This window comes from Actinomycetes bacterium (genome assembly GCA_022599915.1).
Classification (GTDB): domain Bacteria; phylum Actinomycetota; class Actinomycetes; order S36-B12.
Genome location: JAHZLH010000021.1, coordinates 32,201 through 50,016, shown reverse-complemented (window position 1 = coordinate 50,016; position 17,816 = coordinate 32,201). Strand labels below are relative to the sequence as shown.

The 17,816-nt window shown below is 62.3% G+C and carries 16 protein-coding genes; 5 read left to right on the top strand and 11 right to left on the bottom strand.

Features of this window, described 5'->3' with window-relative positions; all coding sequences use genetic code 11:
- From K0U62_03940 to K0U62_03910, 7 genes are all read right to left on the bottom strand, one after another.
- Nucleotides 1-424, bottom strand: a 424-nt coding sequence (locus K0U62_03940) for an adenosylhomocysteinase (GenBank protein MCH9800672.1), incomplete at its 3' end; no start/stop codon positions are given.
- A 121-nt stretch (nt 425-545) separates the two neighbouring features.
- Nucleotides 546-1,613 carry a mannose-6-phosphate isomerase, class I gene (gene manA, locus K0U62_03935; protein MCH9800671.1) on the bottom strand — a complete coding sequence of 356 codons (1,068 nt, stop codon included), beginning with the start codon at nt 1,611-1,613 and terminating at the stop codon, nt 546-548.
- On the bottom strand, nt 1,610-1,804 hold the full coding sequence (locus K0U62_03930; GenBank protein MCH9800670.1) for a Trm112 family protein: 195 nt from the start codon (nt 1,802-1,804) through the stop codon (nt 1,610-1,612). Before K0U62_03930 ends, manA begins: the two co-directional genes overlap by 4 nt.
- Nucleotides 1,797-3,191: a phosphomannomutase/phosphoglucomutase gene (locus K0U62_03925; protein MCH9800669.1), complete on the bottom strand. Its 1,395-nt coding sequence runs from the start codon at nt 3,189-3,191 to the stop codon at nt 1,797-1,799. The genes K0U62_03930 and K0U62_03925 overlap by 8 nt, the downstream gene beginning before the upstream one ends.
- A gap of 50 nt (nt 3,192-3,241) precedes the next feature.
- Nucleotides 3,242-3,613: a DUF3499 domain-containing protein gene (locus K0U62_03920; GenBank protein MCH9800668.1), complete on the bottom strand. Its 372-nt coding sequence runs from the start codon at nt 3,611-3,613 to the stop codon at nt 3,242-3,244.
- Nucleotides 3,614-3,780: 167 nt separating this feature from the next.
- Nucleotides 3,781-4,029: a WhiB family transcriptional regulator gene (locus K0U62_03915; GenBank protein ID MCH9800667.1), complete on the bottom strand. Its 249-nt coding sequence runs from the start codon at nt 4,027-4,029 to the stop codon at nt 3,781-3,783.
- 319 nt (nt 4,030-4,348) lie between these two features.
- Nucleotides 4,349-6,895, bottom strand: a complete 2,547-nt coding sequence (locus K0U62_03910) for a bifunctional FO biosynthesis protein CofGH (protein ID MCH9800666.1) — start codon at nt 6,893-6,895, stop codon at nt 4,349-4,351.
- 64 nt (nt 6,896-6,959) lie between these two features.
- Here K0U62_03910 and cofD point away from each other — a divergent pair, with 64 nt between their 5' ends.
- Complete coding sequence (gene cofD, locus K0U62_03905; protein MCH9800665.1) at nt 6,960-7,934, top strand: 2-phospho-L-lactate transferase; 975 nt, start codon at nt 6,960-6,962, stop codon at nt 7,932-7,934.
- A gap of 53 nt (nt 7,935-7,987) precedes the next feature.
- Complete coding sequence (locus K0U62_03900; GenBank protein MCH9800664.1) at nt 7,988-9,310, top strand: coenzyme F420-0:L-glutamate ligase; 1,323 nt, start codon at nt 7,988-7,990, stop codon at nt 9,308-9,310.
- Nucleotides 9,311-9,327: 17 nt separating this feature from the next.
- Here the strand turns inward: K0U62_03900 and K0U62_03895 are convergent, their stop codons facing one another.
- Nucleotides 9,328-10,407, bottom strand: coding sequence for an NDP-sugar synthase (locus K0U62_03895; protein MCH9800663.1), 1,080 nt, complete (start codon nt 10,405-10,407; stop codon nt 9,328-9,330).
- 50 nt (nt 10,408-10,457) lie between these two features.
- On the opposite strand from K0U62_03895, the gene K0U62_03890 reads away from it, so the two are divergent.
- Together K0U62_03890 and K0U62_03885 are read left to right on the top strand one after the other, a co-directional pair.
- Complete coding sequence (locus K0U62_03890) at nt 10,458-11,132, top strand: hypothetical protein (protein MCH9800662.1); 675 nt, start codon at nt 10,458-10,460, stop codon at nt 11,130-11,132.
- Nucleotides 11,133-11,261: 129 nt separating this feature from the next.
- A complete protein-coding gene (locus K0U62_03885) occupies nt 11,262-12,662 on the top strand; it encodes an LCP family protein (protein ID MCH9800661.1) in 1,401 nt (466 codons plus the stop codon).
- Here the strand turns inward: K0U62_03885 and K0U62_03880 are convergent.
- Nucleotides 12,628-13,791 carry a glycosyltransferase gene (locus tag K0U62_03880; GenBank protein MCH9800660.1) on the bottom strand — a complete coding sequence of 388 codons (1,164 nt, stop codon included), beginning with the start codon at nt 13,789-13,791 and terminating at the stop codon, nt 12,628-12,630. The genes K0U62_03885 and K0U62_03880 overlap by 35 nt on opposite strands.
- A complete protein-coding gene (locus tag K0U62_03875) occupies nt 13,788-15,002 on the bottom strand; it encodes a glycosyltransferase (protein MCH9800659.1) in 1,215 nt (404 codons plus the stop codon). Before K0U62_03875 ends, K0U62_03880 begins: the two co-directional genes overlap by 4 nt.
- A gap of 36 nt (nt 15,003-15,038) precedes the next feature.
- Here K0U62_03875 and K0U62_03870 point away from each other — a divergent pair, with 36 nt between their 5' ends.
- Nucleotides 15,039-16,568, top strand: a complete 1,530-nt coding sequence (locus K0U62_03870; GenBank protein ID MCH9800658.1) for an LCP family protein — start codon at nt 15,039-15,041, stop codon at nt 16,566-16,568.
- A gap of 39 nt (nt 16,569-16,607) precedes the next feature.
- Here the strand turns inward: K0U62_03870 and K0U62_03865 are convergent, their stop codons facing one another.
- Nucleotides 16,608-17,771, bottom strand: a complete 1,164-nt coding sequence (locus K0U62_03865) for an acyl-CoA dehydrogenase family protein (protein MCH9800657.1) — start codon at nt 17,769-17,771, stop codon at nt 16,608-16,610.
- Between the last annotated feature and the right edge of the window lie 45 nt (nt 17,772-17,816).

Below are 17,816 nucleotides of genomic sequence, written 5' to 3'. Positions count from 1 at the left end.
CATCGCCGCCATCGTCGAGCAACATGTTCAGGCCACGCTCGCCCCAATCCAGTGCCCGCTCGGTGCACCACCAGTACTCGGTCAGCGTCTCACCCTTCCAGGCAAACACTGGCACACCAGCCGGCGCAGATTCAGTTCCGGTGGGACCTACAACGACCGCAGCCGCCGCATGGTCTTGTGTGGAGTAGATATTGCAGGACGCCCAGCGAACTTCGGCACCTAGTACCGTCAGGGTTTCAATAAGGACGGCGGTCTGCACGGTCATGTGCAGCGATCCGGTGATGCGTGCACCCCGCAGCGGTTGCCGCTCACCGTATTCAGATCTCATTGCCATCAGACCGGGCATTTCATGCTCGGCGAGGGTTATCTCCTTGCGCCCGAACTCGGCTTGCGATAGGTCGGCAACTTTGTACTCAAGGGTCATCTCGTGCACTCCAGGGTATGGGGAACTGGCCGAACGGCACGAGGCTTCGTTGGTTCGATATTGCATTGTGGCATGCGATCACAGATTCCGCTTTATTGGGTGGATCTGCTGGCAGCAGAGCTCAGTCCGTTGCCCATAGCGCGACGGTCCGGCCCGTGGCGGTTACCACTACCGGATCAGTCCCGGCCGGGATAGCCAGCGCATCGCCGGTGACCAGCGAAAACTCATCACCCGCGACTTGCGCTGTTGCCTGCCCCGTCAAAACCAGCAGCAGCCGGTAGCCCGGAGTCGCCAACGTCGCGGTTCCCGACACCTGTGCCGACCGGAATGGCGCGTCGGCCGGCTCGGTGTCATCAGTTGTCGCGTGGATCAGTGACGCGTGACGATCCATCTCCAATGCCGCGAGCGAGTCAGGAACCGAGACCGTCTTACTGGTAAGACCTAACCGCAAGACGTTGTCGGAGTTGCGCATCACCTCAACCCCAAGTCCGTGAACGTAGGCGTGTGGCACTCCTGCTGGCACGTAGGCCGCGTCGCCCGGCTGCAGTAACTGCGGCTGCAAGAGTGCGGCTACCGCTACGCCGGGATCAGCGCCGAAATGCTGCGCGACGGCAGCCAGCGCTTCCTGTTCGACTTCTGATAGCCCAGCTTGCTGACTGATAGCTGCCCATTCGCTGGGCGTGAGCTGCAGGCGGTCCTCGCCCAGCAACCGCTCAACGGCGGCAGCGTGATCACCGGCAGCTACTGCGGCCAGCACGTCGGGTGCGGCACCCGCCGCACTTAGCAACGCCTGGGCTCGGGCGGTAGGACGCCAATCAGTCAAGGTCACAAACGGATCGACGGCCATGAGCATTTCTGTCTTTTCCACCCGGTCGGCCAGCAACTCAGCGCTAGCAGGGTTCGCCATCATCCGATCGACTTGCGCCGCTGTTGGATGAACCTGAATGGATAGCGGACTAGCTGCCGCCAAGATCTTCACCAAAAGCGGCGGCTGGTAGTCCGGCCAAACATCGGCCAGGGAGCGAGCCGAGTCATCACGCAGCGGGGACGGGGCAGCTGGATGGAAGCCAAACCACATCTCGGCCTGCGGCAAACCGTCTCGCGGCGCCCCCCACGCTACGAGTCCGTCGACCACGCCCCAGTCGTAGTTCCGCACCGCACCCCGTATGACCATCGGCGAAAGCGTCACGATGACTCGGTTCCCTGCTCAATGAGCATGATGGGCAATCCCGCCACTACCGGAAACACGGCGTCACATTGGGTGCACTGAAGGGCCTGCTGGGTCGTATCCACCCGCAGTTCCGCGTGGTGGGGCAGCGGGCAACGCAACAGTTCCAGCACCCACGGCGCCAGCCCGAGCGTGTCTGCGGGATCAGCCACTGCTGCCCTCCCGAATCAGATCAATCACCGCACCGGTGATTTCTTCTAGCTCTTCTTCATCGCTGGCCTCGGCGTTCAACCGCAGCAGCGGCTCGGTGTTGGATGGCCGGACATTGAACCACCACTCACCACCAGAAAACGTCAGCCCATCCAACTCATCGATCTCTGCTCGACCGGAAAATTCCGCCCGGAGCGCCTGCATGGCGGCTGGCACATCGTCGACGTGCGAGTTGATTTCACCCGAGGACGGGTAGCGCTCATACCGAGCCACCAACTCCGACATTGGCTGCCCGGAACTGCCCAACAGCGCGAGCACGTGTAGCGCAGCAAGCATGCCGGAGTCGGCTCGCCAAAAATCTCGGAAGTAGAAATGCCCGGAGTGCTCACCGCCGAAGGCAGCACCGGTCTCGGCCATCAACGCTTTGATGTAGGAGTGGCCCACTCGGCTACGAACCGGCACACCGTGATTTGCCAGGATCGTCTCGGGCACTGCCCGGCTGGTGATCAGATTGTGAATGATCGTTGCTCCTGGCTCCTCTGCCAGAATCTGTTTGGCAATCATCGATGTGATGGCCGAGGGGCTCACCAACTCGCCTCGCTCGTCCACGACGAAACACCGATCGGCGTCACCGTCAAAGGCCAAGCCAATATCAGCTCCGACCTGCCGCACTCGATTTTGCAGATCCCGCATATTGGCGGGATCGATCGGGTTGGCCTCATGGTTGGGGAAAGTGCCGTCCAACTCAAAGTACATCGGGGACAGCGTGACCGGAATCGGCGGCAGGTCCGCTTCATTCCCCAGGACACGCGGCACCGTGTAACCACCCATCCCATTGCCAGCATCCACGACCACTCGCAGTGGCCGAATCCCGTTGAGGTCTACCAGACTGCGCAGGAAAGCGGCGTAATCGATCAGCATGTCCCGCTGACGCAACTGGCCTGCTTCGGCCGCTGGCTGGGGTAAGTTGCCGGTGGATACTAGGTCACGAATCTCTGCTAACCCGGTCTCTTCGCCGACCGGCGCAGCCCCCACTCGGCACAACTTGATGCCGTTGTACTCGGCGGGGTTATGGCTCGCGGTGAACATGGCGGCTGGCAGACCTAGCCGGCCGGAAGCGAAATACAGGCCATCGGTGGAGCACAGCCCGATGTCGATGACATCGCACCCTTGCCGAAGCACCCCTGCTGCGAAGCCAGCTACGAGATCCGGGCCGCTAGGACGCATATCTCGGCCGACGACGACTGCGCCAGGACCACCGGCCGAACTCGCTGCAGCAACAACTGAGACGAAAGCGGCACCGATGTCAGCCGCAAGGTCGGCGTCCAACTGATCGGGGACCACACCCCGGACGTCGTAAGCCTTGATGACGCTACTGAGATCCCGCACGTGCTGACCTTATTCCTATTGACTCTTGCTGGCATGTCACCAGCAAGAACTTACCCCTCAGCGTCCCGCAGCACTCGCAAATGACCCCGACGGGTGACTTCGAGAGTTCCGGGCGGCGGCGGTGGTGATGCCGGCGGCTGACTCTCTCGTTCTCGACCCGCCTCTCGGACCGCGTCGGCGAGTGCCTCCAGATCATCACTGCTGGGGCGCAGCGCGTCCGGATCTGGCTGAAGTCGAACTACTTCCCAACCCCTCGGCGCGGTGAGTCGCTCACTGTGCGCTTGGCACAAGTCGTAGCAGTGCGGTTCCGCGTAGGTCGCCAACGGTCCCAGAACGGCGGTGCAGTCTGCGTAGACGTAGGTGAGCGTGGCAATAGCCGACCTCGTGCACGATGGCTTACTGCACTTGCGCAAGGAACTCACTAACCGAAACTACCCCTACAACCGAGTAGAAAGCCGGATTGGGTCCCGTGTCGCGCAGTCGTTAGCGCGGCAACGAGTGACTACTAGCGCGTTCAACTACGGCTAATGGGCCACCGTGGGGTGGGGCAAGTAGCTCCGCCACCCCTTGAGAGCTTCAACCGCAGGCGCTAACCCACTGCTTTTTTGAGTCGGCGGCGTTCCCGCTCACTCAAGCCTCCCCAAATCCCGAAGCGCTCATCGTTGGCAAGCGCGTATTCCAGGCAATCGGAACGAACCTCGCAGGACAGGCACACTTTCTTCGCCTCGCGAGTACTCCCTCCTTTTTCCGGAAAAAATGCCTCGGGATCAGTCTGCGCGCACAATCCTCGCTCCTGCCAGGCCATCTCATCACTGCCGGAAAACGACAGTTCAATCATCTCTCCCACCGTGGCTCCTTTCTCTCCCTCCACGGAACGTCGGTAGCGATTCCATCCCGCCCCCGCGCGGTAGTCGCCGGGATGGAATCGCCATTTCCCGTTTCCGGTCCGACGCGCTTGTAATTACATTGATGTAATGCGCTTTCGTCAAGGGAAATTTCCATATCTGTGGATTACTTTTTGAAACAACCACACATCTTGGGGCAGAACGGACATCTGCCCAAGCCTGCCTGGCCCGAGCGGGGCGAGATTAAATACGCATAGCGCGGCGCTGCGCAACGAGCCGAGTACCGCGACCGGACCAACCAGCGAAACGAGTTCAGCGATCCACCGACATGGCCATCTTGTGATAGTTGGTGGTCCGCTGCTGGGCGGGGCGGCCAATCGCCGTGGCGATATCGACCAACTCGGCGGCAGTCATCGCGCTGCCATGACCGGAACCGGCCATCCGAGAGATGGTCTCTTCCATCAGCGTTCCGCCCAGGTCGTTGGCACCGCCACGCAGCATGACGCCACATCCCGTAGGACCCAGTTTGACCCAGGAGCATTGAATGTTGTCGATGGCACCGTGCAACATCAGCCGGGACATAGCGTGGACTGCCCGGTTTTCTTGCACCGTCGGGCCAGGCCGAGCAACCCCCGCCAGATAGATGGGTGACTGCTGATGAACAAAGGGCAACGGCACAAACTCGGTAAATCCGCCGGTGCGCTCTTGAATATCGCGAATTGTGCGCAGGTGAGCCACCCAGTGGTCCGGACGGTCGACATGGCCGTACATCATGGTGGCCGAGGTAGGAATCCCCAGCGAATGGGCAGTAGTAATCACCTCGATCCACTCCGCTGCCGGCAATTTGCCCTTTGTCAGCACCCAGCGAACCTCATCATCGAGAATCTCGGCAGCCGTACCCGGCAAACTGTCCACGCCAGCCTGTTGCGCTCGGGAGAGCCACTCCGAAATGGCCAACTGCGACCGGGTAGCACCGTTGATCACCTCCATCGGACTGAAGGCGTGCAAGTGCAGGTCAGGTTGTCGTCGCTTGACTTCAGCGGCCAGGTCGAAATACGCCGTGCCCGGCAGATCAGGGTGAATCCCGCCCTGCATGCAGATCTCGGTGGCCCCGGCGGCGGCCGCCTCATCCACCCGATCCCCCACCTGCGCCAAACTCAGGGTGAATGAGTCCTCGTCAGATTCTCGCTGGGCAAACGCGCAGAACCGACATCCGGTGTAGCACACGTTGGTGAAATTCAGATTCCGGTTAACCACATAGGTGACCGAGTCACCGACCGTGTCGGCCCGGACGGCGTCAGCAAGAGTGCACAGTGCCGTCAGCGCCGGCCCATCACACGACATCAACGCCACCGCCGCCGCGGCAGCAGCGGGTTCGGCCAGCGACGCCGGATCACGTTCAGCCTGCGCCAACGCCGCCCGCACATCAGTCGGGATTCGTTCCGGCATTGATCGGGTGCGCCCCGCCTGCTCGGCAACCCGATGCCAATCACCGTAGACGGTGTCCATATCTGATCGGGTCTCGGTTCGCCGCCCGGAGTCGTCAATGGTGACCGCCAAATCCACTCGACCACCGGCTGCCGCGGCAGCAAACTCTTCATATCCAGGGTCTGGCTGTTGCCAGGGCAACGGTCGGACTGTGACCGGTTGTGCCAGCAAGCCAGCCGATGTTGCTAGCGCTGCGACATGGCCGCTGAGCCGGTTATCCACCCACCGGGCGTCGAGGGCGTATGGCGGATGCACCGTCAGCCGCGGGGTCAGCTGCCAACCCGCCGCAGCAAGATCCTCATCGAGTCGCTGCAGATGGGGCCACGGCCGCTCCGGATTGATGTGATCGATGGTCACCGGACTGATGCCACCGAGATCGTCCGCCCCGGCTGCAATCAGTCGCAGCACCGTATCTGGCTCACTCAAATTGGGGGGAATCTGCAGTCGCATGGCCGGGCCCAATAGCAGCCGGGCCACTGCTACCGCTGCGACGTGCCGGTCGGCTGCGAGATCGGGACGGTCTCGAGCGGCGGTATCGGCCTTGGCGCGGAAGTTCTGCAACAGCACTTCCTGGATGTGACCGTGGTCGCGGTGGCTGCGCCGAATCGCGAGAATCGAGTCCACTAACTCCGCGTCGGTTTCACCAATTCCCAGCAGGACCCCGGTTGTGAACGGGATGGACTGGCGGCCAGCGTCAGCAAGTACGCGCAGACGTAGTGCCGGATCCTTGTCAGGAGAGCCGTAGTGCACTTCACCCGGTGTCTCGAAGAGCCGTCGCGAGGAAGTCTCCAGCATCATGCCCATGCTGGGCGCGACCGGCCGCAACCGCCGCAGTTGCTCCCAGGACATCACCCCGGGATTCAGATGCGGGAGTAGCCCAGTTTCCTCCAGCACCGCGATGGCACACGCGCGGAGGTAGTCAGTAGTGGAGTCGTATCCGGCCGCCGACAACCACTCCCTTGCTTGCGGCCAGCGATCCTCGGGTGCATCCCCGAGTGTGAACAGCGCCTCGGCGCAACCAGCGGCGGCCCCCTGCCTGGCCAACTCCACGACTTCAGCAATGCTGAGGTACTCCGACTCCCCTTGGCGCCGTAGCGAAGCCGGATCACTCACGAAGGTGCAGTAATGACACCGGTCACGACAGAGTTTGGTCAGTGGAATGAATACTTTGGGCGAGTAGGTGACCACACCCGATCGATCGACCTCCGCCAGGCCGGCATCCCGTACCCGACCGGCAATGGCAACCAGTTGATCCAACTCACCACCACGAGCTTGCAGCAGCGCCACACATTCACCTGCGTCGAGGCTGGCTGCCCGATCAGCCCGCGCGAGAGCGCGGGAAATCAAACGACTAGTGACCGAGTCGGGCATAGGTTGAGCCTACGTCGAGATGACCGGTACCGCGGCAGCGCCCGACACCTGGCACGATCGGGATATGAAAATCGCGGTCCTTGCAGGCGGACATGGTGGCGCAAAGTTTGTGCGCGGCCTCAAAGAATTGCTGGGTCATCCGCCGGATACCGACATCACTGTCATCGGAAACACCGCCGATGACCTGCTGCTGCACGGCCTAAACATCAGTCCCGATCTGGATACGTTGATGTACACGCTGGGCGACGGCCTGGACGAGGAACGTGGCTGGGGCCGCCGCGATGAAACCTTCCACGCCAATGAGGAGCTGAGCGCCTACGGAGTGTCCGGCTCCTGGTTTGGCCTGGGTGATCGCGATCTAGCTACCCACGTCATTCGCACCCAAATGTTGGCCGCGGGCTACTCACTGACCGATGTCACCGCGGCATTGTGTTCCCGCTGGCAACCGGGAGTTCGGTTGCTGCCGATGTCGAACGACCGGGTAGAGACTCACGTGGTCATCGACGATGGTGAACGTCGGGCCATCCATTTCCAAGAGTGGTGGATCAAATATCGCGCCGAACCTACCGCGGAACGCTTCATCCAGGTGGGCGCGGCCGAAGCCACTCCCGCCGCCGAGGTAGTGCCCAGTCTGATGACTGCCGATTGTGTGTTGGTGGCGCCGAGCAACCCGGTGGTCAGCATCGGGGCAATCCTGTCACTCAGTGGTATCCGAGCGGCGGTCGCCCAGACTCCCGCACCAGTGATTGGTATCAGCCCGTTGATAGCAGGAGCGGCAGTGCGAGGCATGGCCGAGCAATGCCTCGCCGCAATCGGTGTGGACTGCAACGCTGGCGCTGTAGCCCAGCACTACGGCTCGCGCACCGGGGAAGGCTTGCTGGACGGTTGGCTGGTGGATGAGGCCGATGCGGCTCTCACCGAACCGGTCACGGCCGCCGGTATCGCCACCGTCGCAGCACCGCTGTTGATGACCGATCTGGAATCCGCGGCTAATCTCGCCGGAGCAGCGTTGGATCTCGCCGAGCAGGTGCGGCAGTGAGCCAGTGGACGCGGCCGCACGCTGATCACCTGCAAGTCGTAGCACCCACCGGAATGGGTGAAGTCCTACCTGGCACTGACCTAGCCCGCACAATCGCTTTGCTAGCCGACGGCGCCCGCTGGCCGGACGGCAGCAGCGGCGTTGAACCAGGTGATGTCATCGTGGTCGCGAGCAAAGTGGTCGCCAAAGCCGAAGGACGACTGGCCAACATCGCTGAACGTGACGCGGTGATCGATACCGAGACCACCGAAGTCGTTGCCCAGCTGCCGAATGGCAGCAGGGTGGTGCGCAATCAACACGGGGTGGTTTTGGTAGCTGCGGGTGTGGACACCAGCAACTGCGATCCAGCAGAGATCGTGTTGTGGCCAAGCGATCCAGAGCAAGCCGCCCGCGAACTGCGACAGGGCCTACAACGAGCACTCACCGTCGCCCCCTTAGCGGTAGTCATCACTGACTCGCTGGGGCGAGCTTGGCGACTGGGGCAGACCGATCACGCCATCGGGGTGGCCGGACTACAGCCCATCCTGACGGCCGCGGACGATGCCGAGGCGGCAGATCACTACGGCAATCCACTCGTGGCCACGGCGCTGGCGGTAGCTGATGAGGTTGCCGGTGCCGCTGAACTGGTTCGCGGCAAGTCAGCCGGGCTTCCGGTCGCACTCGTTCGCGGTATGGCTGATCTGGTTACCGAGGACGACGGCCCCGGTGCCGCGGCGCTTGTGCGACCGGCGGAGTTTGATCAGTTTCGGCTGAGCACGGCACTGGCCCGGGAGCAAGGGGCGCAGGAGGCGGTTCGCCGCCGCCGAACGATTCGCAGTTTCACCGAACAAGTCGTTCCCGCCGAGGTGATTGCGGCCGCAGTGGGTGATGCCATCAGTGCACCAGCGCCCCACCACACTCGACCGTTCCGGTTCCTGCAGGTGCGTGGAACCGTGCGCACTCACCTCTTAGACGCGATGGCAGCGCAATGGCGCAAGGATCTCGCCGAGTTGGATGGCTACTCACCCAGCAGCATTGAGCGGCGACTGCAGCGCGGCGACGTGTTGCGCCGCGCCCCAGAACTGCTGCTGCCGTTTGTGGATTTTGCCGAAGCCGCCCACCACTACCCCGATCCCGATCGGAACGCAGCTGAACGCGACCTGTTCATGCTGGCTGGCGGAGCCGCCGTGCAGAACCTGCTGATTGGGCTGTCAACCCGGGGGCTGGCCTCCGCCTGGGTGTCCAGCACCGTGTTTTGCCCGTCGGTGGTGCGAGAGGTGCTGGAGCTGCCAGATTCTTGGCAACCACTCGGAGGAATCGCCGTTGGCTGGCCCGCTAGCAATCCCCCGGACCGAGAGCCACCGGTTCCGGCTGACTTCCTCCAAGTCCTGGAGTAACTGGTGTGACCGGTGAACTACTGATCGGAGGAAAACCGCAGGCCGCCGTCCGATAGCACCGCCCCCGGCCAGACTCGCGCCCCGGCGATGAGTTCTACACCAGATCCGATTCGGGCCTCTTCCGCTACTACGGTCTCCTGCAGCTGCGCACCGGCGGCGATGACGGCGCCGGTGGCAACTACGCAGTCACGTACGCGAGCACCAGCGGCGACGGTGGCGCCGGCCATAAGTACTGAGCCCATGACCTCGGCCCCGGCTTCTACGACCGCGCCGGCGCCTACGACGCTACCGCCGCCGACGTGAGCCCCACTCGCCACTTGAGCATCGGCCGCAATCAGCGCTTCGCCAGCGTGCGGTGGAACCGCTCCGGAAGATACTTTCCCCAGCACTAAGTCTCGAGACCCCTGCACGAACGAGAGTGGCGTCCCCAAGTCCAGCCAATAGCTGTCGTCTACCACTCCGGTCAGGCGATCACCCCGCTGTAACAACGCCGGGAAGGTATCGCGTTCCACCGAAACAACTTCGCCCGCCGGGATTTCATCGATGATCGACCGACGAAATACATAGCAGCCAGCGTTGATCTGATCAGTCACAATCTCCTCTGGTGTGGTGGGTTTCTCGAGGAACTCAACGACTCGGTCGTCATCGTCGGTGGGCACCAGCCCGAAAGCCCGCGGGTCGTGCACTCGGGTCAAGTAGAGCGTCACAGCAGCGGCTGTCTCCTGGTGTCGGTTCAGCAGCCGGCCAATGTCGGCGCCGGACAATACATCGCCGTTAAAGACCAGCACTGGATCGTCTGGACCGCTTGTCAATCCGGCGGCAGCGTGGCGGATTCCCCCACCTGTCCCCAGCGGCTCATCCTCCGTCAGATAAACCAGCTCCACCCCCCAATCGGACCCGTCACCAAAGAACTCGCTAAACACTTCAGCCTTGTAGGAGGTCCCCAACACAATCCTGGTGACACCAGCCTCCCGGGCGCGAGCGATTTGATGGGCGGTAAAGGGTACGCCGGCAACCGGGAGCATGGGTTTTGGCGTGTTGATAGTGAGCGGCCGCAGTCGAGTACCTTTGCCGCCAACCAGCAGAATTGCTTCCATGGGTCAGTACGGTGACACACCAAGGACCGGGATGCACCTAACCTGACGTAATGACTACCCCGCATCAGCTGCTGACCCGCCGTACTGCGACTGCTCCGGCAGCGCCGTTCGTGACCTGGTACGGCCCGGACGGCCGGGTGGAACTCTCAACAGTGACGTTCAGCAACGCCGTAGCCAAATTGTGCGGGCTCTTGGACACCGAGATCGGCGTAGCCGCTGGCGAGCAGGTCCAACTAGATCTGCCACTGCATTGGCAACTCAGCGTCTGGCTGGCTGCAACTGACGCCCTGGGACTAGCGGTGACCAGCGGTGCGGAAGGCGAGGCAGCCGTCGTCGCAACGATGAATCCTGACTGTGATCTTCCCGGCCAGCAGGTGTTGGTCCCCAGCAGCCCGCTAGGACTGCCAGGCCCACCCGCACCAGCCGGAGTTATCGATCAGGGACGGGAGGCGCCAGGTCAGCCAGATCTCTTTCCGGCCACCGGGGCAGCCGGGCGCATTCGTGATTCCGCTCGCTGGCTAGCCGCTGATGAGACTGCTGACGTCTGCCGCAGCATCGCTGACCGGATCGGGTTGTCGCCGGGCGGACGATTGGGCATCGTCGATGGGCCCGCCGACCGGCTGCTGGGTTGCTATTTGCTGCCACTGATCATGGCTGGTTCAGTAGTGCTGCGCCAGGATCCAGCGGCTGATGTGACTAGCGAGGGGATCACGGCGAACTGGTGACAGAGCTCACCAGCCCGCGCGGTGGCGGTCGGAACCTAGCACCGATTTCCATCGTCTTAGAAAATGGTGGCGAGGGGTGCATCACACCTACTCCGAATCCGCTCTTTTTGCCGTTAACCTAGAGGAGATATGTCCGATTCTGCCGCCGCTATGGAAGCGCCAGGAACACCCCGCCGTGGGCGCTGGCGCCGTATTGTGCTGGTTCTGCTGATCGTGTTGGCGGTGATAGCCGCTGCTTTGGGTGCTGCCGGCTACATGCTCTATTCGCGATTCGGGCAAATTTCAGTGGTCCAAGCACCGACCACTGAACTGGGCGAGGACGCGGACACCGAGCCGCTGAATGTCCTGCTTATGGGCAGTGACACCAGGCAGGGCAAAGGCAATAACCGTTACGGGCTCGACGCCGGTCGTGGCGGTGAGCGCAGTGACACCACCATCCTGCTGCACATTGCCGGTGACCGACAGAGTGCACTCGCCGTCAGCATCCCGCGAGATCTGTGGGTGAAACAGCCAGACTGTGCGCTCGAGCTCGGCGGTCAGCCCTACTACGCCAAGTTCAACAACGCCTTCGATGCCGGTGGCCCCGCCTGCACGGTGGAACTGGTGCAAGAAATGACCGGAGTACCGGTACATCATCTGGCTGTCGTCGACTTCGCTGGCTTCAAAAAGGTCGTGGAAGCACTCGGCGGGGTTGAGGTCTGCCTCAATCAGCCGGTCTACGATGCCGCGGCCAAACTCGATCTGCCCGCGGGTCGATCTGTGGTCTCTGGTGAACAGGCATTAGCTTTCGTCCGGGCGCGCAAGGCGATTGGGGATGGCTCGGACATCGGGCGGATGCAGCGGCAACAAGAATTCCTAGCATCGGCGGCCCGCAAGGCATCGGACACCGGCCTGCTGCTCAATCCGGCCCGGCTCTACTCAGTACTGGACACCGCAACCAGTGCGCTCACCGTAGATCAAAGCCTCGACGATGTCGGCGAGATGATCTCGCTGGCTGAAAGCCTGCGTTCGCTATCACCCGAGGACATCACCTTCGTCACGATGCCTTTCGTCTGGCGAGCGGATGGCGCCAATGTGGATCCGGACTATGACAAGGCCGCACAACTCTGGCAGGCCATGCTCGATGACACTCCGTGGCCACCCCGGCCCGATGTCGCTCCTGATGGCGAAAAGCTGACTGTCCCGCCGGAAGAGATTTATCTCAATGTCGTGGGCCCAGCCAAGCGGATGGGGATGATCACGGCACAGTTGCGAGCGGCCGGTTTCAACATTTCCGGACAACAAAACAGCAAGGCAGCACCCAAGACCAAGGTCAACTATCCGCCGAGTCAGGTGGAGGCAGCGCGAACGGTCGCTTTCGCTACCGATGCCGCCATGCTGGCCGACAGTAGCGTTAACGAGGTGCGACTCCACATCGGGAAAGACTTTGGCGGAGCTCGCAAGGAAGTCACCGTGAAGAAGCGGCCGACTCAGGGGGCAGGCGGCAGCCTCGAACCTAGGAACGCTGCCGAACAGATTTGCGCGAACTGACAGCCGGACGGCTCGATAACCGCCGGTACAGGTTCAGCAAGACTGGGGCTGCTGTCGACTGCCACGAGTAGTGCTGCTGCACGAAGGCCGCACCATTGCGGCCGAGTTCGCGGGCTTTTTCCGGATCTGCCAGCATCTCCAACACCGCGACGGCCGCAATCGTTGGCGTTTGCCGCTCACTCACGAAAATACCCGCGTCGGCCGCCTGCAACCGCGCCCGCCATTCCGGGAAGTCGCTAGCGACAAAAGGCACGCCGTGTGCCATGTATTCATAGATCTTGTTCGGGTCGATATGCCGGTGACTCGCCACGTCCGTGAAGAGGATTAAACCGGCATCCACCGTCGCTAGTTGCGCAAAAGCGTCTGGTTGCGCTAACTCCCCCAGGTAATCAACCAGCGACCACTCTGGCCGCGCCATTGCCCCCTGCAGCGCGTCGTCGTTGACCGGATACCCGATGAGTTTCAGCCGGGTCGGATGCAGTTCATTCATCGCTGCGGTAAGTTCCAGCATTCGCGACAGCCCGCGGTCTTCGCTGATACCACCGACGTACCCCAGCGTGATCGTTTCGCCAGTTGACCGCTCGGCTCGGCCGGCCAGGGCATCGGCTATCGCTGCTGCCGATACGAGCGGCGGGTTGCCGATCAATGTTGCCTGCGGGATGCGACGCCGGATTTGCTCCTGCGTGACAATAACTGCTGCGAGCACGCGACCAGCCCAGGCCTCGGCACGAGAGATGGCGGCAGCCGCGGGCCGACGGATCAATCCGGGGAGCCAGCGGCGCAACAGAAGCTCGGTCCGAAAGTCCTCATGACTGTCATAGATGACTCGGTGTCCCTGGAGTCGCAGCCAGAAGGCAACCGGCAGGGTGTCTGGATTGTGGACGTGGTAAATCTCCGCGCGCTCCCGCAGCGCAGCGCGACCCAGCCCCGGCAACTTAGCGAAGCGTTGCAGCCTGCCGCGATAGCGGACGGGTCGCACTTCGACTCCTGACTCCAGCCGCGGTTCATCGTCCGGCGTGCGGGCATACAGGATCACTCGATGACCGGCTTGCGCCAACGTCACTGCCTCTTTGCGAAAAACTCGGACGTCGTCGTAGCGATGAACGGGCGCCAGCATCACTACTTTCACGGCCGTACCTCCGCCCGAAGCACCCCAGTAACCAATGCGGAGTAGTCGGCCAGTCGCTCATCCCAGCGATAGTCACGCTCGACCAACTGTCGACCAGCAACCCCGAGTCGCTTCCGCAGTGTGGCATCGGCCAAGACGGCTACCACGAGTTCCGCGAAGCCAACGTCATCATCGGCAACCAGGACTTGTTGCCCCGCTTGGGCGACGATGCCTTCCAAGCCGGCCGACGTGGTGACCACCGGAACCCCGACTGCCATGGCCTCCAGAATCTTGTTTTGCACACCCGCTCCGAACGACATCGGGCAAACCGATACCGCTGCGGTAGCTAGTAGTTGCTGCGGCTCGGGAACCGTCCCGGTGACCATGATTCGATTGCCGTCGTGTAGCTGCTCAATCCGCCGGGGCGGATCAGCCCCAATCACGAGGAATTTCGCCTGCGGTCGCTGCTGCCAGATCAGCGGCAGGATGTCCCGGGCAAAGCGCAAGACCATGTCCTGGTTGGGCGCGTAACGCAAGTTGCCCAAGAAAGCGATCGTGTCCGGTTGCACCTCGGCAGCTGGGGAGGGCTCGTTCATCATGGTCGTCGTGCCATTCCCGATGACTTCAATTCGCCCCGCCGCACCTAGCCCCTGCAAGTAGTCCCGGTCGGCAGGTGACACCACGACCGCGGCAGCCACCCGCTCGGTGGCTGCTCGCTCGTAGCGAGCCAACCGGCTGCGCTCAAACAGGTAAAGCAGTTCCATCGGCGTACGGGGCGTGCGGATTCGGGAGTAGTTCATGGCGATGGCATCGGTCATCTCCAACACGATGCGCTCCGGTGGCACCGTTCGGGCGTATTCCAGGGAGCGAACCAGGTGTGGCAGCACAATCTGGTAGCCGCGAGTCGCTAGTAGTGCCGCCACCTGTCGCTGCGCCGCTCGATCCAGATAGTGGGCTACTTGCAGTGGATAACCACGCAACCAACCCGTGATGGTGTTGCGGATCTTGGTACTTCGGGTCAGTCGATGGACATGGACCTCGCGGCAGATCTGCTGCAACTCGGGCAGGGCACGTAGCTCCTCAGCTCGGGAGTAGCCAGCGAAGACATCAACATCGAAGTGATGCGCTAACCCGGCAATCACCTTGCTGATCCGCAGTTTGTCACCGCCAATTGCTGGCAACGGGAAGCGTGGGGTGATGACCAGGATTCTGGGCCGGGACGAAGGCTCCATGGTGCTCTGAATCTATCACTCGACCACCCCCCGCGAGTGACATCTCACAATGCGACACCGGCCGGGGCGCTACCGCGCCCGTTGGTCACCGTCGCTTACGCTGTGGTGGTTCCAGCTAATGTCGCTGGTAGTGGTAACCGAAACCTCGGCAGCCACTACTCCATGACACCGACTGCTGGACTCGATCAGATGGAGCAGACCGAGGGGAGCGCATCGGTGTCAGGGAGTAAGCGAGTAGGTCGCACGCTACTGGCAGCGCTCTCCGCGCTCATCCTCGGATTGAGCGTGACTGCCTGGGCCGCGAGCGAGAAATACCTCTCCGCCCTGAACACGGTCAATGTCTTCGGTGGCCTCGCCGGTGGCACCGCGTGGAGTGGCGAACCCTTCAACGTCCTGATTGTTGGTTCCGATGATCGCTCTGGACTCAACCGCAAACAACGTCAGCAAACCGGTATCGAGCGCGCCAACTTTGGTCGACACACCGACACCCTCATGATTGCCCATGTCGGCGGCGATCTCGGCAAGATCACGGTGGTGAGCATCCCCCGCGATTCGCTGGTCGACATTCCGGCTCACACCTCCGCAGATGGCGAGCAGATCAAGGCCTACCGCGGGAAAATCAACTCCGCTTTCGGCTCCGGTGGCCCTGCAGTGACGGTACAGGCAGTGCAGAATGCGACTGGTCTGGAGATCGACCACTACGTCGAAGTCAACTTCGGTGGCTTCCTCGACATCGTGAAGGCCGTCGATGGCGTGGAGGTGTGCCTGGAAGAACCGCTGTACGACGAACGGTCGGGACTGGACCTACCGGCTGGTCAACAGACGATCGAGGGGCCGCAGGCACTGGCCTACGTGCGCGCCCGCTACATCGACAACGACTTTGGCCGGTCGCAGCGGCAGCAAAAGTTCCTGTCTGCCCTAGCCCAACGGGTCAGCCAATCCGAGGTGATGTTGAACCCACTGGCGCTGAACTCTCTGCTGGATGCGGTCGCTTCCAGCATCACCACGGACGAGCGACTGACCCGCGACGATATGGCTGCGCTGGCGGCCAGGGCGGCGGAACTCGATCTGAGCAACATTGTGTTCACGACCGTCCCAGTCAGCGACGGGGATCACTTATACGACGGCGAGAGCACGGTGCTGTGGGACCAAGACGCAGCGCCGGAACTGTTTGCTGCCCTCAAGGCGGATCAACCGCTGCCCAAGCCACAGCGCGCGACTGCGGTTGAGGTAGGCCCTGGTCAGATCAAAGTAGCGGTAGTGGGTAACTCGGTCGCCGCCGAACAGGCTGCTACTGACCTCACCGCAGCCGGGTATCAGGTCTCCCGCGAGTCCAAAGCCAGCGATCCGGCGATTACGACGGTCAACTACGACCCGGGCTGGCCAAACTCGCTTGCGACCTTACAAGCCTCATTGCCCGACGCCACGTTCAGCGAGGCACCAGGTTCCGGTGACGTGTTCCGCATCATCATCGGCGAGGACTACCAAGGCTTGCAGCCCGTCCGGGCAGCAGCGACGAGCGTGGAATCCAAAGTTCGCTCTGCGAAGCAGAGCTTGTGCGAATAACCGTTCGCCGAGCGCTCCCGCTGCGGCCGGGGATGTGGACTAGCGCAGTAGTTCCCGGGCCATCACGATCCGCTGAATCTGGTTGGTACCTTCATAGATCTGGGTGATCTTGACGTCTCGCATGATCCGTTCCACTGGGTAGTCCCGGACATAGCCCGCGCCACCAAAGACCTGAACTGCGTCGGTGGCAACCTCCATCGCCGCGTCCGAAGCGAAGCACTTGGCCGCTGCCCCCACAAAGGACAGGTCGGCCTCACCTCGCTCGCACTTGGCCGCGGCCTGATACACCAGGGCACGCGCGGCAGCGAGTTTCATCGCCATATCTGCCAACATGAACTGCACACCTTGGAACGCCGCGATGGACTTGCCGAACTGCTGTCGATCCTTGGCGTAGTCGACAGCCGCGTCGAGGGCTCCCTGGCCAAGGCCCAGCGCCTGGGCGCCGATCGTGATCCGGGTAATGTCCAGGGTCTTCATGGCAGTGGCAAAGCCGGTCCCCTCCTCCCCGACTCGACGGTCGGCCGGGATGCGGACATCTTCGAGGAAGATTTCTCGAGTGGGTGAGCCGTGGATGCCCAACTTGCGCTCGGGTGCTCCCAGCGAGAAGCCCGGATCGTCGTGATGGACCACGAAGGCAGAGATGCCCTTCGCGCCTTGCTCCGGATCAGTTGTCGCCATCACGGTGTAGTACTTGGAAATACCGGCGTTGGTGATCCACGACTTTTGGCCGTTCAGCACGTAGTGATCACCATCGCGGACCGCCCGAGTCTTCATCGACGCCGGGTCACTGCCGGCCTCGCGCTCGCTGAGGGCGTAGGAGAACATCGCCTCACCACTCGCAACCTCTGGCAAGTAGCGCTGTTTGACTGCCTCATCGCCACCCACCAGTAGCGGCGTGGTGCCGAGCTTGTTCACAGCGGGAATAAGCGAACTGGAGCCGCACACTCGTGCGACTTCCTCCGCCACAATGGACGAGGCCAGTTGGTCACCGCCCTGACCGCCGTATTCTTCCGGAATGTGAATCGCGTGAAAGCCCGCTTGGACGAGTGACTCATAGACGTCCTTGGGGAACTCACCAGTCTCGTCAATCTCAGCCGCACGCGGGGCGATCCGATCAAGCGCCAACCCCCGCACTGCTTCGCGCAGCGCTTCGTGCTCTTCGCTCAACTGGAACAGGTCATAGTCCGGATTCGCACCCGCCATGGGAACTCCCCTTTTCATCACTTGCTAGACCAGTCGCCGGTTGCC